Annotated in this window: 10 protein-coding genes; 6 read left to right on the top strand and 4 right to left on the bottom strand. The window is 52.4% G+C overall.

Annotation, left to right across the window (positions count from 1 at the left end; all coding sequences use genetic code 11):
- Positions 1-2: 2 nt before the first annotated feature.
- On the bottom strand, positions 3-1,298 hold the full coding sequence (locus JI741_RS08330) for a hemolysin family protein (RefSeq protein ID WP_255534526.1): 1,296 nt from the start codon (positions 1,296-1,298) through the stop codon (positions 3-5).
- 146 nt (positions 1,299-1,444) lie between these two features.
- Positions 1,445-2,191, bottom strand: coding sequence for a hypothetical protein (locus tag JI741_RS08325; protein ID WP_202008581.1), 747 nt, complete (start codon positions 2,189-2,191; stop codon positions 1,445-1,447).
- Positions 2,192-2,735: 544 nt separating this feature from the next.
- On the opposite strand from JI741_RS08325, the gene JI741_RS08320 reads away from it, so the two are divergent.
- The 5 genes from JI741_RS08320 (at position 2,736) to JI741_RS08300 (ending at position 11,753) form a co-directional block, all read left to right on the top strand.
- Positions 2,736-4,688 (top strand): KUP/HAK/KT family potassium transporter, encoded by a 1,953-nt coding sequence (locus tag JI741_RS08320; RefSeq protein ID WP_202008580.1) that lies wholly within the window; start codon positions 2,736-2,738, stop codon positions 4,686-4,688.
- 853 nt (positions 4,689-5,541) lie between these two features.
- Positions 5,542-6,333, top strand: a complete 792-nt coding sequence (locus JI741_RS08315; protein WP_236675951.1) for a helix-turn-helix transcriptional regulator — start codon at positions 5,542-5,544, stop codon at positions 6,331-6,333.
- A 101-nt stretch (positions 6,334-6,434) separates the two neighbouring features.
- Positions 6,435-6,812 (top strand): VOC family protein, encoded by a 378-nt coding sequence (locus tag JI741_RS08310; RefSeq protein WP_202008578.1) that lies wholly within the window; start codon positions 6,435-6,437, stop codon positions 6,810-6,812.
- A 140-nt stretch (positions 6,813-6,952) separates the two neighbouring features.
- A complete protein-coding gene (locus JI741_RS08305) occupies positions 6,953-9,379 on the top strand; it encodes an ABC transporter permease (RefSeq protein WP_202008577.1) in 2,427 nt (808 codons plus the stop codon).
- A gap of 16 nt (positions 9,380-9,395) precedes the next feature.
- Positions 9,396-11,753 carry an ABC transporter permease gene (locus JI741_RS08300; RefSeq protein ID WP_202008576.1) on the top strand — a complete coding sequence of 786 codons (2,358 nt, stop codon included), beginning with the start codon at positions 9,396-9,398 and terminating at the stop codon, positions 11,751-11,753.
- A 33-nt stretch (positions 11,754-11,786) separates the two neighbouring features.
- On the opposite strand, the gene JI741_RS08295 is transcribed toward JI741_RS08300, so the two are convergent.
- Together JI741_RS08295 and JI741_RS08290 are read right to left on the bottom strand one after the other, a co-directional pair.
- Positions 11,787-12,419, bottom strand: a complete 633-nt coding sequence (locus JI741_RS08295; protein WP_202008575.1) for a hypothetical protein — start codon at positions 12,417-12,419, stop codon at positions 11,787-11,789.
- Positions 12,420-12,616: 197 nt separating this feature from the next.
- Positions 12,617-13,165, bottom strand: coding sequence for an ester cyclase (locus JI741_RS08290; RefSeq protein WP_202008574.1), 549 nt, complete (start codon positions 13,163-13,165; stop codon positions 12,617-12,619).
- Positions 13,166-13,489: 324 nt separating this feature from the next.
- On the opposite strand from JI741_RS08290, the gene JI741_RS08285 reads away from it, so the two are divergent.
- On the top strand, positions 13,490-15,877 hold the full coding sequence (locus JI741_RS08285; RefSeq protein ID WP_202008573.1) for an ABC transporter permease: 2,388 nt from the start codon (positions 13,490-13,492) through the stop codon (positions 15,875-15,877).
- Positions 15,878-15,893 lie beyond the last annotated feature (16 nt).

The raw sequence follows: 15,893 nt of genomic DNA, 5'->3' as shown, positions 1-15,893 counted from the left end.
GACTAATCCTCCGGTGTGTCGCCGAGCCATGAGGCTTCTACCAGTTCGGGGAGGGTTTTGCTGAGTTTGAGGATTTTGAATTTGTAGCCCAGCAGCGTGAAGGTGTCACCTTCTTTCATAGACGGTTTGTGGGAGGTGAGCAGGCCCGACAGCGTTTCATATTCTTCCGATTCCGGAAAGGGTTCTTCCACGAATTTATTGATATCGTGTAGTGACGATTGGGCCACGATCTGGAACACGCCTTTGTCGAGCGGGGTCACGATCTGTTGTTCGTGGTCGTGTTCGTCCTGTATTTCGCCTACCAGTTCTTCGATGATGTCTTCGAGGGTGATGATGCCGATGGTGCCGCCAAATTCGCTGACCACAATGGCCATCTGTGTTTTGCGTCGCTGGAATTCGCGCAGCAGCATGTCGATGGGTTTGGCTTCGGGAATGAAGTGGGCGGGGCGCATCACGTCTTTGATGCCCTTGTTGGTTTTCTGCACATAGACGGCAATGATGTCTTTGGCGTGCACGATGCCGATGATTTCGTCGAACGAATTTTCGAACACCGGGTATCTTGAATAACCTTCGCGCAGCACCAGGTCCATCGCTTCGCTGATGTTGAGGTTGGCCTGCATGCCGCTGATCTTGACGCGCGGCACCATGACCTGGCGCACGATGCGGTCGTCGAAGTCGAACACGTTCTGGATCAGCTCGCGTTCGTTGGGTTCGATGGCGCCGCCTTCTTCGCTTTCGGCGATGATGAGTTTCAGTTCGTCTTCGGAGTGTATTTCCTGTTCGGTGATGGGCTTCACGCCAAAGATTTTCAGGATCACGTTGGCAAAGCCGTTGAGCAACCAGATGAAGGGACGGAACACGTAGTAGAAAATCTGGAGCGGCACCGACACGCGCAGGGTGGTTGAGGCCGAGTAGCGTATGGCCAGCGACTTGGGGGCAAGCTCGCCAAACACGATATGCAAAATGGTGAGCATGGCAAAGGCGATGGGCAGGGCGATGCGGTGTGCAAGGGCTTCGGTGAGCGACAGGCCAAGGGCCGACATCACATCGAGGATGATGCGCGACATCACGTCTTCTCCTACCCAACCCAGGCCCAGGCTGGCCAGGGTGATGCCCAGTTGCGTGGCGGCCAGGTAGCCGTCGAGGTTGTTGATGATGTTCTGGGCGGCACGCTTAGAGATGTTTCCTTTCTCCAGCGCAATCTGCGAGGAGCGAACTTTCACGATGGCAAACTCGGCTGCCACAAAGAAACCATTCAATACGACGAGAAATAAGGTTACAAAAACATCAAATGCCATACGGGAACTTCGAGATGCAAAGGTAGTAAGAAAGTGAGGGTTCTTGGCTATTAAATTTTAGACGGCCGGGGGAAGGCCGGTTCGAAACAAAAAAAGAACCTCTGCGCCTTGCAGAGGTTCTTTTTGGCTCACGGAGAGGGGAACGATCAGAGTTTCGCCTCCAGCGTGGTGATTTTTTCCTGTGCTTCGGCTTTGCCCAGCGACAGTGCCTTTTTATAGAGCTCGATGGCTTCTCTCAGGGTGTCTTTTTTCTTGCGGGGAGCCAGTTTGGTACGTGCAGCAGCTTCTTCAACGGCCTGGCCACGGGCAAAATATGCGTCGGCTTCCGTCATTTTGCTTTGGATCATCAACTCCTGAACCCGGGCTTCGATGAGGGCAAGCTCCTGTGTTTTGGTTTCGATTTGTGTTTGCTTGTCGGCCAGTTCCGATTCCTGCATACCCACCGTGGTGATGAGGTTTTGGTTTTCGTTGCGGTATTTGTCTACCTGCTCTTGCAAACCAGCAATTTCCTGTGTTTTAGATTCCAGGTCGGCTTTCAGCTTTTTGATGGTTTTGCTGAAGGCGTTGGCGTTAGCCTTTGAGGTTTTGAGTGAGCTTTCGAGATCGTCGATTTTCTTTTGCGTGTCTCTCACATACCCGTTGATATCTTTCATGCGGGTCTTGTAGTCGTCGTAGGTTGTTCCTTCTACCATGTTCACACGCAACAGCTGACGGCTGGCGTCGATGGAATCCATCATGGCGCCGACTTCAGTTAACGTTTGCGCCATCTTCTGGCTGGTTTCAAGTTCTACCTTGAGGGAGTCTACCTGCGACTGGAGTTTTTCCTTTTCTTTAGCGCCGCAGCCTGCAAGAAGAGCAGCAACGGGTAACACAAAAGCGAGCTTTCTGATCATACGAAGTTTGGTTTTAGGGGTTCTTGAGCAAAAATACAGTTGATTTCGATGCCAAAAGGGCTGGTCTGTCAAATTATTTTTTTTAGCAGTTAAGGTGCCAATGGATACGCTGGTTAAACACAACGGCCACGGCTTTTCGGCGTTTGGCGATTGTTGTGTTCGTCAAACAACTGCCAACATTATGTTGTTTTGTTTTTGGGATTGTATAAAGGAAGTTAAATTTGCGACGTTTGGAACGATACCTGAACCTTTCCATGCCCACACTAAAAAACCACGCGTATGCGTATTGCTAACCCGGGCAAACCCCTCATTGACATTGCTGGTGGAGGTTTCGCAAGCCTCAGGGCTGCGCTGGGCGTTGGCATGATGTTGCTTTTGCGACCGTTGGCTGTTTCTTTCACCGCGTTCTCCCACCTGTGTTCTTCTGACTTCAATTCCACCTTTGGTTCACATAACATACTAGTTGACAACTTTCGGCGCCCCATGCCGAGCAACACAAGCTCTATACTCATGACACCCCTTCCGAAAGTCGGGGTATAACAGGATGGCCATATCGAACGATAAATATCAAACCCCGCTCTCTGTCGGGGGTGTTCTTGTTTCCCTCGGAATTATATACGGAGACATTGGAACCTCACCGCTCTATGTATTCAAAGCCATCGTCGGCACACAGGTCATCAACGAAGACCTGATTCTCGGCGGTCTTTCGTGCGTGGTGTGGACGCTCACGCTCATCACCACCCTCAAATATGTCTATCTCGCGCTCAACGCCGATAACAAAGGAGAAGGTGGAATTTTCGCGCTCTATGCCTTGGTGCGGCGCTACAAAGCCTCGTGGGTTATCTATCCCGCGGTGATCGGCTGCTGCACGCTCATTGCCGACGGGTTCATCACACCGGCCATCAGCGTGTCGTCGGCTATTGAAGGGCTGCGCATTCTCAATCCCGAAATTCCCACAGTCACCATCGTCATCACCATCATGGTGGCGTTGTTTATCTTCCAGCAGTTTGGCACCAGCGTGGTGGGCAAAACGTTTGGTCCCATCATGCTCGTGTGGTTTGTGGTGATCGCCGTGTTTGGCGTGATGCAGTTCTACGACCATCCGCAAATCTTCAAGGCATTCAACCCCATCTACGCGTTCAACCTCATCACCAAATATCCCGGCGGCTTCTGGTTGCTGGGCGCGGTGTTCCTGTGCACCACGGGAGCCGAAGCGCTCTATTCAGACCTTGGCCACTGCGGCAAAGAAAACATTCGCTTTGGCTGGGGCTTCATCAAACTGTCGTTGCTTTGCAACTACTTTGGTCAAGGTGCATGGCTGCTCGAGCACCAGGGCTTGCCCATGGGCGATCAGATTCCGTTCTACGCCATCATCCCCGAACAATTCCTCATCTTCGGCATCATCATCGCCACCATGGCCGCCATCATTGCCAGCCAGGCCCTCATCTCGGGCACGTTCACACTGGTGAACGAAGCCATGAAGCTGAAGCTGTGGCCCAGCACGCGCGTGCGCTACCCAAGCCAGCTGAAGGGACAAATTTATGTGCCGGCCATCAACTGGATTTTGCTGCTGGGTTGTATTGCCGTGGTGCTCATCTTCAAAGAATCGTCGTCGATGGAAGGTGCCTATGGTCTGGCCATCACCATCAACATGCTGATGACCACGTCGCTGCTGGTGTTCTATTTCATGACCGCGAAGAAGTCGACCATCCGCTCGGCGGCGCTGGCGTTTTTGTTCTTCTCTGTAGAAGGCATGTTCCTCATTTCGAACCTCGACAAGTTTCAGCACGGCGGCTGGTTCACGTTCACCATTGCCTTTCTGTTCTTTATGATGATGTACATCCTGCTGCACGCACGCGGGCTGCGCGACCGGCACACGGAGTTTGTGGATTTGAAGCACTACGTGGGCATGTTGCAGGATCTGCAAGCCGACACCTCTGTGCCCAAGGAAGCCACCAACCTGGTGTATCTGGCCATGGCCGACAGCAAGCGCTACATCGACTCGAACATTATTTACTCCATTTTCAAGAAACGTCCCAAGCGAGCCGATGTGTTCTGGTTTGTGCACGTGGAAACGGTAGACAGTCCGTTCAGCAGCAAGTATGTGGTGGACACGATCATTCCCAAGAAATGTTTCTTTGTGCGCATCAAGCTGGGATTCAAGACTGATCATCGGGTGAATTTGCTTTTCAATAAGATCATTCATGAAATGGCCGACGCGGGGGAGATTGATCTGACGAGCCCGTATCCTTCCTTGCATAAGTATAGCATGATGTCGGATTTCAAGTTTATCATCCTTCATTCGTGGGCTTCTTCGGATAGTGAGATTTCGAGTTTTGACCGGGTTATTATTCAAGGGTACCGGTTGCTGAAGGAGCATAGTCTTTCTACGGAAGAGTTGTATGGTATTGAGGCGGCGAACCTCGAGGTGGAGAAGGTGCCTATTCAGGTGGGGCCGATGGCGAAGGTCAAGATTAAGCGAGAGAGGAATGATTAATTAGGTTTTTGTTTCTTCTTTTTGCTTGATGTCGAACTTTGTTTGTTAGTGTGCCGCTTCTTGCTGAGCGTGTTGTGAGATAGTTATGGTTTTCTTTTTTTGTTTTTGTGCATTTCATAGCTCCGCTCATGGCCGCGGGGCCTCGCATGTTCCCATCTTGACTATGCCCTACCCGCACGTGCCCATGCCAGGCCAAAGGTAGGCCAAGGCCCAGATGGCAACATGCTGGAACGGGGTGTGGGTGTGTGGTGTGAGGCGGGCAGTGTCTAATGTGTGGCGATGTGGGTTTCTTTTTGATGGGTTCTGCTGTCTACGCGTTCTTTTTTGCTGAATGTATTTTTGATGTGCCTTTGGTGGTTGGGATCTGTTGATCATCTCTGTGAAGTATTTTAGCAAAAAATTCGTGCGTGCATTTCACAACATTGTCTTTGCAGCAATACGGACTGGTGGTCATTTACATTTTTGACGACAGTGTGTGCGTCATTGTCACACAGCATTTCATCGTTCTTAGTGGGCTCCTGATGGAGCCAGAAAATTGCCCTGGTGAGGGTAATTGTATTCACTCACCTATCCACGGCACCATCCCTTCACCCCTTCCAGCATGTTCCTATCACGGCCTGATACGGTCTTTGGCCTGGCAGTGGCATGCGCGGATCGGATCTAGCCCTGATGGGAACATGCGAGGCCTCCGCGGCCATGAGCGGAGCTATGGAATGCACGAAAACTCACCAAAGAAAAAACAACCTATCCCACAAAACACTCAGCGCGAACGCTCATACAGGGTTCACTTTTCTCCCCTTTCAACGTATCTTACCTCTACAAAAAATCATTTCCAATGCCTTACCACACCTTCATGCCACCCCCATCACTCGCACCCTTTGTGCGCTGCTTCTGGGCGCTGGAAGGAGAAGCATCCTGTGCAACGCCTTACGTGCACCGCACCATGGCCTCCGGATGCCCGGAACTTGTATTCCACTTTCGGGGAAGGTTCGATGAGTTACTGGAAGATGGAAAAACAGAAAAGTCTTTTGTCTCAGGATTGCATGCGCAGACCAAACGCTACAACCGGTTTGTGACCTGCGAAGGCTTTGGCATCTTTGGTGCCTACCTCTATCCGTATGCCATTCCCCAGTTGTTTGCCTATCCGGCAGAGGAGCTCACCAACGAGATGCCCGACCTGCACACGCTGCTGGGGCAGGAAGGTGTTGACCTTGAAGAACAAATGGCGTTGGCACCGTGTCATGCTTCACGCAGGGCGTTGCTGACGTCGTTTCTGGAACGTAAACTCATCCGGCACTATCAGGCCGAGGATGCTGTGGCGTTCACCATTCAGCGTGTGATTCATGCCAACGGTGCGGTTAACATCGACGCGTTGGCCCACGACAATTTTTTATCGCGGCGCCAGTTCGAACGGAAATTTAAAGTGCATGCGGGCTTTAGTCCGAAATTGTTTTCGCGCATTGTGCGGTTTCAATCGTCGCTCGAAGAATATGGCAATCGTGAGAAATCGCTCACGGAGATTGCCTATGGGTGCGGGTATTTCGATCAGTCGCATTTCATCCATGAGTTTCGGGAGTTTTCGGGCTATCATCCGGGCTATTATTTTTCGGGAAAGGCAGAGGGCGTGGAATACCGCGATGCCTGATGTCGCATTTTTACAATTTCTGATAGCACCCTCTGATGTTACTTCGCGTAACGAGCAACACATCGTTGCCCGCAGTTTCATTAAACACCAGTATCATCTTTATGAAAACACCGGACTACTATTTGCCCATCATGCCCTACCTGGTCATTAAAGACACCGCCAGGTTCATCACTTTTCTTAAAAATGTGTTCAACGCCACGGAACAATATGCCGGCAAGCGCGACGACGGCACCGTGATGCACGCCGAGTTCAGCATCGGCAAAGCGGTGGTTATGTTCACAGAAGCCACCGACACCTACCCACCATTTCCCGCAGGCATGTTTGTTATGGTGGAATCGGCCGACGACCTCTATGCAAAAGGCCTGGCCCACGGCGGCACCTCGCTGCAGGAACCGGGCGACCGCGAATATGGCCGCAGCGCCGGCTTTGCCGATCCCTTCGGAAACCAGTGGTGGGTCACCCAGCGACGGCTTTCCTGAGCGGCCGGATGCGGACACCTGCGTTCGGTATTGATCGTGAATAAAATGAAAATTGCAGCATTGCAGCCCCTGTGGGGCGATATGGCGGACTGGCACTGATCTTGGAACGTGCCCGGTATCTCGCAAAAACTAACCGCATCATGCTCAGGAACTATATCAAGATCGCACTACGCAACATCAGTCGGAACAAGGCCTATTCGTTCATCAACATTTTTGGTCTTTCGCTTGGGGTGGCGTGCTGTCTGCTTTTGGCTTTCTATATCGAAGACGAATTTAAGGTAGATACGCACCTTGCCGACCGCGACAACCTGTATCGCATCGTCACACACTTTCAGGGCGACATGGGCATTGACGAATCGGGCACGGCCTCTCCGCCCATTGCCATGGCGTTGCGCGACGAGATTCCGGAAGTGGTGTCGGCCACGCGCCTGCTCAATCCGCCCGGTGCTACCCAAAGCCTGATCCGCTACGAAGACAACATCTTCTATGAAAGCGACGGCTACCTGGCCGACTCCACCCTTTTTGATGTGCTCGCCTATTCGTTGCTCGAAGGCAATCCCGCGAAAGCACTCACCGATGCCAACAGCGTGGTGATTTCAAAAACCATGGCCCACAAACTGTTTGGCTCAAGCGAGGCGCTCAACAAGATGATCAGCGTGAGCCTTGGCGGACCTGCGGGCGATTTCAAAATCACGGGCGTGTTCGACGATTCGCACAAGAGCCACGTGATGCCGCACTTCTTCATCTCCATGACCAGTTCGGGCTGGGCCGAATATATGCGCTCGCCGGATGCCCAGGACGAGTGGGCCGGACAAAACTTTGTGCCCTCCTATTTGAGACTCACCCCCGGACATGACGTGAAGGCGGTGGAGAAAAAAATGAACGAAGTGCTGGTGAAGCACGGAGCCGAAGACATGAAAGCGCTTGGCCTGTTCAAAACGTTGTCGATCGAACCGGTGAAAGATATTTACTTGCGGTCGGAGGTGGGTAAGAGTCCGCGCATTATCTATATCTATATCATTGCATCGATCGCGGTGTTCATTCTGCTCATCGCCTGCATCAACTTCATGAACCTGTCCACAGCGAAGGCCACAAAGCGCGCGGGCGAGATTGGGTTGCGCAAAGCCATGGGGGCATTCCGCAGTTCGCTTATCGGACAGATTCTTGGCGAGGCCATGGTAATTGTGCTTATCTCTATTTTGCTCAGCCTTGTGCTGGTGCAACTGGCGCTGCCGTTCTTTAACAACCTCACGGGAAAAAGCATCACACTTGGCACGGACAACGTGTGGTATATGATCGCTTCGCTGGTGGGCCTCACGCTGGTGACGGGTCTTGTGGCCGGAAGTTATCCGGCGTTCTACCTTTCGTCGTTTCAGCCGGCGCAAGTGTTGAAGGGCAAGATTTCGTTGAGCGGTGGCTCGGGCCTGCTGCGGCAGTCGCTGGTGGTGTTTCAGTTCATGATCGGCATCGCGCTGGTGTGTGGCATGCTCATCATCGGCAGTCAGCTGCGTTATATCGAAAACAAAAATCTTGGCTTCAACGCCGACGCCAAAATTGTGCTGCCGTTACGCACAGCCTCGGCGTCGAAAAATGCCGACGCGCTTCAAAACGAACTTCGTCGCGCAGCCCATGTGCAAAGTGTGGCGGCCACCGACTATTTGCCCGGGTCACAAATCTGGTCTGACTTCTCCATCTATCCGCAAGGCGCCAACATGGAAAAGGCAGTCGATCATTTGAACAACTATGTGAGTCATGGCTACCTGGAATTGCTGGGCATTAAAATGGTGGCCGGCCGCTCGTTCAGCGAACACCGCGCAACCGAAAGCAACGGCAACATCATCATCAACCGCACCGGTGCCAAAGCGATCGGGTTCGATCCGGACAAAGCCGTGGGGCAGGACGTGTTCACGGAATGGCAGGGAGAAAAATCCACGTTCCACATTGTTGGGGTGATGGAAGACTATCACCAGAGTTCGCTTAAAGAAAAAATCCGGCCGCTCCTCTTTCGCATGGCACCAGAAGACCGCTCCTACGACTTTGTGATTCTGAAAGTAGACGCGGCCCATTTCAAAGATGTGATTGCCTCCGTCGAAAAGATCTGGAAGAGCACCAACAGCGACACGCCGTTTGAGTATACGTTTCTCGACGATTCCATCCGCAAGAACTATGAAGAAGATCGCAAGGTGGCGTCCATCATCACAAGCTTCACGGCGTTGGCCATGCTCATTTCGTGTCTGGGACTCTATGGTTTGTCAACCTTTATGGCCGAGCGTCGCTTCAAGGAAATTGGTGTGCGCAAGGTGCTTGGTGCCGACGTGAGCCAGATTGTGACGTTGATGTCGAAAGAGTTTGTGAAGCTGGTGGTCATCGCGTTTGTGATTGCCGTGCCCATAGCGTGGTATGCCATGTCGCAGTGGCTGAAAGGTTTTGAATATAAGGCGCCCATAGATTTCACGATCTTTATCTACAGCGGGCTTGCGGCGTTGTTTGTCGCGTTAGCTACGGTGAGCTTTGAATCGGTGCGCGCCGCCGTGGCCAACCCGGTGAAGGCTCTTCGAAACGAATAAAAAAAACGAACCTCTTATGTTCCGAAGTTATTTTGTGATCGCTTTGAGAAGCCTCCTCAAAAACGGAGTCTACTCCTTCATCAACATCGCGGGCCTTTCCATCGGCATGGTCTGCACCATTTTCATTTTGTTGTGGGTGGCCGACGAGCGGTCGTGGGATAACTTTCATGAAAAGAAAAACCGGCTCTATCGCGTGCACATCAATGCACTGGGCGACCAGGGCATCCAAACCCAACGCGCCGTTCCCCTCGGCTTGTGGGAAGGCCTTAAAGAAGAACGCGACATCGCGCACGTGGTGCCTACCGACTGGGGCCGCGACTACCTGCTGACCGTTGGTGATAAAAAATTCTATAAACACGGCTACTACGTGGCCGAAGATTTTCTGACCATGTTTTCGTTTCCCGTGGTGCAAGGACCGCCCGCCCCTCAACTGACCGATCCCTCCACCCTAGTGATTACCGAGAGCACGGCACGCGCCCTGTTTGGCAACGAACCGGCGCTGGGCAAGGTGGTGCGTGTAGACGATCGCGTGGACCTGAAGGTGTCGGGTGTGATCAAAGATGTTCCCAACAATTCCACGTTTGTTTTCGACTGCCTCCTGCCCTTCTCGACCTACATGATTCGCGAACCCTGGACAAAGACGGCACTGAGCGAGTGGGGCAACAGTTCGTTCAACATGTATGTGGAGTTCGCAGAAGGCGCCGACCCGCAGGCCATCGAAGACCGGGTGAAGGGCATCATCAAAAAACACGAAGCAAACACCACGGCCGAGGTCACGTTTCTGCCCATGGAACGGTGGCGTTTGTATGGCGAGTTCAAAGAAGGCAAGAGCGCCACGGGCACCATTGTGTATGTGCGCATGTTCACCATCATTGCCATTTTCATTCTGGTGATTGCCTGCATCAACTTCATGAACCTTGCCACGGCGCGTTCGGAACGGCGGGCACGCGAAGTGGGCATTCGCAAAAGTGTTGGCTCGCGACGCAAGGACCTGATCTTCCAGTTTCTGGGCGAAACGTTTTTTATTACCCTGCTGGCGTTTGTGATTGCGCTGGGATTGGCCGAAAGTCTTTTGCCCTTCTACAATTTACTGGTCGACAAAACCTTGTTCATCGACTATGGCAATCCCTGGTTGTGGCTGGCGTCGTTTGGTGTGATTGTGTTCACGGCATTTCTGTCGGGCAGTTATCCCGCACTTTATCTTTCTTCTTTCCGGCCGGCGGCTGTGCTGAAGGGAAGACTTCAAACCGGAAAGGATGGAAGCACCCCGCGCAAAGTGATGGTGATCGGGCAATTCTTTTTCTCCATTGTGCTCATCATTTCTACCGCGGTCATCTATCAACAGCTTAACCACCTGCGCACCCGGCCCACCGGCTACGATGTGGACCGCCTCATCACCATCGGTGCCAATGGTGACATCCCGAAAAACTTTGACGCCATCAAGCGTGATTTGCTCGCCAGCGGTGCGGCCGAGTCGGTCACAAAATCATCGAGCCCCATCACCTCCATCTATGGTTTTGTAGACGTGGTGTGGCCCGGAAAATTTGAAGACCAACGCAAGTCGTTTGCCGTGGTGGGCACGGACTATGACTACACAAAAACGCTTCATGTAAAAATGTTGCAAGGGCGCGACTTCTCTCCCACCGTAAACGATTCGCTCTCCATCATCATCAACGAAACCGCGCGCGACTATATCGGCTTCAAAAATCCCATTGGCGAAAAGCTCACCACAGGCGATCGCACCTACACCGTCGTTGGTGTGACCGAAGACGTGATAATGGCCTATCCGCATCGGCCCGTAGATCCCACCATCGTGGTCTACGATCCGGGATGGGTAACGGACGTGACGGTGCGCCTCTCGGCTTCACAACCCATAGGGCAATCCATGACGCGCATTGAAGGCGTGTTCAAAAAATATAACCCGGCCTATCCATTCCTTTACCAATTCACCGAAGACGAATTTAATCGCAAGTTCACCGACATGCAGCGCATCGGTCGTTTGGCCAATGTGTTTGCCGGGTTGGCCATTCTCATTTCGTGTCTGGGATTGTTTGGGCTGGCGGCGTTCACGGCCGAGCAGCGCACCAAAGAAATCGGCATCCGAAAGGTGTTGGGTGCCACCATCTCGAATGTGGTGGTGCTGTTGTCGACCGACTTCACACGCCTCATCCTGCTGGCCTTTGTGTTCGCCGCGCCATTGGGATGGTGGTTCATGAATCAATGGCTGGCGGACTATGACTACCGCATCTCCATTTCGTGGTGGATCATTGCAGGCTCGGGTGTGCTGACGCTGTTGCTCGCGTTGGTGACGGTGATCTTTCAGGCCGTGAAAGCAGCCAAAGCCAACCCGGTGAAATCGTTGCGCAGCGAATGATGGAACCGCTGACGCGGGATAGAACTTCGCAGACTACTTCAGTTCGTAGTATAATTTATTAAGATCGTATAGTTTCCCATAACTCAGTTCCAGGCTTTCGGCCGTGCGCGTCAGCACGTCTTTCACGCCCACTTCGTCCTGGCCTTTTTCGACTGGCATGTTGAAGGTGAGCATCTGGTCGAAGCAGATGGTGAAAATGAAAAACTGTTTGGAGAGGTTGCCCGAGTCTTTGGGCATTTCGATGGTCCACAACAACATGGTTTTGTGGTTGAGGGTGATAAACTCCGCCTTGGTTTTGAGCTTGGCGTTCAGTTCTTTTTCGAAATACGATTGTTCGTATTTCCGGTAGGCTTCCAACAAACGTTTTTGTTCCGCTTCATCAAGGTCGGCATAGTTTGCTTTTTGCACGAAGGGAATGATGGTGGCCTGAAGCAGTTTTCCATCCACCCACAGGAAGTTCGGATTTTCGGGGGTGCCGATAGAGTCGGCCGCGATGCGAAACGAAAAGGCATTGGTGCGCCCGTTGTATACGATCATGGCACCATAACGCGCCTTCAGCTTTGTGGCCTGGAATTCTTCGGCTTTGTAGGCCTGGGCAACGGCCATCCATCCCGCCAGGGAGAACAAAACACAGAGAAAAACTTTTCGAAAAAAAACAGACGACATACAATTCATGGTGACGGACATGTGGGGTTGACCTTGCGCCAAAGGTACGGCGATTCCGCATACTGCAAAGACCACGCCCTTTCGATGTGGACACGCCCGGTTTAGTTTCAAAGGGCAAAAAAAATACGCCATGCACAGCCGTTGTTCAGCGGCTTCATGGCGCATTAAAAAAATGTCGCGCAAACGCGTGATGTGTACTAGTCGATCACTTTCTCTTTCACGGGTTCGTCTTTCAGCACAAAGGCATAGCCCTGTTGTTTGAGGGCGTCGGCTTCGTTGTAGTAGGACGAGGAATAAACAATTTTCCCGTCCTTGATTTTATACACGACGTGAATCTTTATCGACACCGGAGGGCGCCCGTTTTTGTAGGTCACGCCCAACGTGCCCCACTCCAGCACCCAGTCGCCTTTGAGGGGACCGGCTTCTTCGGTGTGGGCCAGGGCGGAGATGCGATTGTATTTCATGCTGGCAAAGGTTTCCTGCCAGTTTTTTTGGGTTCGCTCGAGGTAGCGCGATCTGCTGGTGGTGTCGCCTTTCACGGGGCCGTGGTCTTTGAAGTTCGGGGCCATAAATTGTTCCATGGTGCCTACGTCGCCAGTGAGACTGGCTTGAATATATTTATCCACGATTGCTTTGTTTTCTTCACCCACGGCCGAAGTGTTGTCGTCTTCCGGAACGGTGGGCGTGTCGCATGCGGCCATGGCCATCACTATGATGATCGTGACCAGTACAGATAAACCTTTCATATGTTGAGTTTTGTCAGTATCAAGCCAATACCTACAAACTACTCATCTGATAGGACGATGAATAACACGGCGGGAAAATGTATTTTTACTTGCCGGCTAACGCGGTCTGGGTGTGTATTTCAATTTACGCACTTCCGATCACATTTGTTCCTCTGCGACACGATCATTTTGGTCGCTGTTGCAACATTCTACGACCGCCGCCGGACAACATTGCACGCGAACGCTCACCCCGAAAGAACACGTTCGCGCATTCAGCGCTGAATTCGAGGTTTTAGCAATGGCATTGGAATTGAATTGACACGGTCTAACTAATCCGCTAATCGTATGTTCAAAAGCTACTTCATCATCGGCCTACGCAACCTTCTGAAACAAAAAGGTTATTCCCTGATCAAGGTTTTAGGCCTCACCTTCGGCCTGGCCGCCAGCATGATGATCTATCTCTATATCGAAGAAGATCTTTCCTACGACACCTTCCACGATAAATACGCCCGCATTGTGCGCATCCTCACCATCGATAGCGCCGAAGGGGTGAGCAGCAAGCATGTGGGAGTCACCCAACCGATGCTGGCACCAACCGCCAAAGACGAGTTGCCCGAGGTGGTGGAGAGCGTGCGCTTCACCGGCGGCGGCCGCTACGACCTGCGCTATGGCGACAACATGCTGAAGTGTGAAGCCGCATTCCGCGTAGACCCCAGCGTGTTCGACATCTTTGATTTCCACATTGTGGAAGGCCAAACAAAAGGTGCACTCGACAAACCCGGCTCCATTGTCATCACCCAAAGCCTGGCCAAAAAAATCTTTGGCAACGAAAATGCTATTGGAAAAACGGTGAAACTCTTTCAAACCACCGACCTGTTTGTGACGGCGGTGATGGCCGACCTTCCCAAAAATTCGCACCTGCAATTCGACTTGCTCCACTCACTGGTGCCGGGCCAAAACGACGACGGTCTGCAACAGGCACTTCAAACGTGGCAGGGAATTTTCACCTTCTCGTATCTGCTGCTCGACAAGCCCGCCAATGTTCCCGACCTCAACGCCAAACTGCAGGCCATCACCAAGAAAAACAACGCCTATCAATTCTTTACGCCCGTCGTTCAACCGCTAAGCGATGTGCATCTTAAGTCGAAAGAAATTCTGTTCGAGACCAACGCCAACAAATCCGACATCCTGAATGTATACGTGCTCTCTACCATTGCCGTGCTCATCCTCGTTTTGGCGGCCGTAAACTTTATGAACCTCGTCACCGCCAAGTCGGCGGGTCGCGCCAAAGAAGTGGGCATGCGCAAGGTGATTGGCGCGGTGCGCTACCAACTCATCGGTCAGCACCTCACCGAGTCGATTGTGGTCACGGCCGTGGCGGCCCTGTTGGCCATTGCCGTGGTGTTTGCGGCGGTGCCGTTGTTGAACAACACCTATCAACGTTTTGCCGATGCCGCCATTTTGTTCCGTCCCTTCAGTCTTGTCGTTATCGGCACGCTGGTGTTGGTGGTGGGCTTGCTTGCAGGGTTGTATCCGGCGTTTGTGTTGTCGTCGTTCAAGCCGATCCTGGTGTTGAAGGGCTCGTTCAAAAATTCAACAAAAGGCATCCACCTGCGCAAGGCCCTGGTGGTGTTGCAGTTCACGATTTCTATCGCGCTCATGGTGGGCACGGGCATTGTGTATCAGCAAATGCGTTTCATCTATGATGCCGACCTGGGCTACAGTCGCGACCAGGTCATCACCATGCAACAAAACGGCGATGCAGTGACCCGGGCCACGACGCTTCGCACAGAGTTGATGCGAAACCAAAATGTGGTTTCGGTGGGAACTTCATCGTCGCGCATCGGCCAGCAACTGGGACGCACCAACATCTTTCCCGAAGGGTCCACCAGCGAAACCAACATCATTGCCAGCATCATGGTGGCCGACGAAAACTTTATTCCCACCATGGACATGACGATGGCGGCCGGCAGAAACTTTTCGCTCGACTTCGACGATTCGCTTTCCATGATCGTGAACGAAGAAATGCTGCGCCTGCTGAAATGGAACGATGCCGTGGGCAAAAAAATATCGCTGCAAACGGGCGCCACCGTCAACGATCAAACGCCCTACACAGTGGTGGGTGTGGTCAAGGATTTTCACTTTGCCACCGTGCGCCACAAACTCGAGCCCATGTTCATGCTCTACAACAAAACCAACAACGCCATGGCCATCAAAATAAAAGCCGACGATGCAGCCGCTACCCTGGCCTTTGTGGAGCAGACCTGGAAAAAAGTTAACCCGGGCACTATCTATGAATATGCATTCCTCGACGAACAGTTTGCCAACCTCTATCGCAACGAGCAGGCCTTTGCCAACATGTTCACGCACTTCACGGTGCTCGCGCTGGTGATTGCCGGGTTGGGCTTGTTTGCCTTGTCGGCCTTCACGGCAGAGCAACGCAAAAAAGAAATCGGCATCCGCAAAGTGCTTGGGGCCAGCAACGCCACCATCTTCTACAAACTGTCGGTTGAGTTTATTGTGCTCATCCTTATTTCGTTTGTGCTGGCCAGCGGCGTGGCCTATGCCGCGATGACACAGTGGTTGAAAGATTTTCAATATAGCATCCACATCGGTGTGGGCATCTTTGTGCTGGCCGGTGCCGCATCGGTTGTCATTGCGTTGCTCACCATAAGCTTTCAGGCACTCAAGGCGGCGTTCAGCAACCCGGCCGATGCCTTGCGCACAGAGTAACAATGAAGACGTTTTT

Source organism: Chryseolinea lacunae (assembly GCF_016735595.1).
In the GTDB taxonomy this organism is placed as follows: domain Bacteria; phylum Bacteroidota; class Bacteroidia; order Cytophagales; family Cyclobacteriaceae; genus Chryseolinea; species Chryseolinea lacunae.
Note: the sequence above shows the minus strand (reverse complement) of the source record. Positions and strands in the feature narration are given on the sequence as shown.

What these genes read in the sequence shown, in the direction of transcription:
- JI741_RS08330 (WP_255534526.1), bottom strand. Translation starts at nt 1,298, where the DNA reads ATGGCATTTGATGTTTTTGTAACCTTATTTCTCGTCGTATTGAATGGT.
- JI741_RS08325 (WP_202008581.1), bottom strand. Translation starts at nt 2,191, where the DNA reads ATGATCAGAAAGCTCGCTTTTGTGTTACCCGTTGCTGCTCTTCTTGCA.
- JI741_RS08320 (WP_202008580.1), top strand. Translation starts at nt 2,736, where the DNA reads ATGGCCATATCGAACGATAAATATCAAACCCCGCTCTCTGTCGGGGGT.
- JI741_RS08315 (WP_236675951.1), top strand. Translation starts at nt 5,542, where the DNA reads ATGCCACCCCCATCACTCGCACCCTTTGTGCGCTGCTTCTGGGCGCTG.
- JI741_RS08310 (WP_202008578.1), top strand. Translation starts at nt 6,435, where the DNA reads ATGAAAACACCGGACTACTATTTGCCCATCATGCCCTACCTGGTCATT.
- JI741_RS08305 (WP_202008577.1), top strand. Translation starts at nt 6,953, where the DNA reads ATGCTCAGGAACTATATCAAGATCGCACTACGCAACATCAGTCGGAAC.
- JI741_RS08300 (WP_202008576.1), top strand. Translation starts at nt 9,396, where the DNA reads ATGTTCCGAAGTTATTTTGTGATCGCTTTGAGAAGCCTCCTCAAAAAC.
- JI741_RS08295 (WP_202008575.1), bottom strand. Translation starts at nt 12,419, where the DNA reads ATGTCGTCTGTTTTTTTTCGAAAAGTTTTTCTCTGTGTTTTGTTCTCC.
- JI741_RS08290 (WP_202008574.1), bottom strand. Translation starts at nt 13,165, where the DNA reads ATGAAAGGTTTATCTGTACTGGTCACGATCATCATAGTGATGGCCATG.
- JI741_RS08285 (WP_202008573.1), top strand. Translation starts at nt 13,490, where the DNA reads ATGTTCAAAAGCTACTTCATCATCGGCCTACGCAACCTTCTGAAACAA.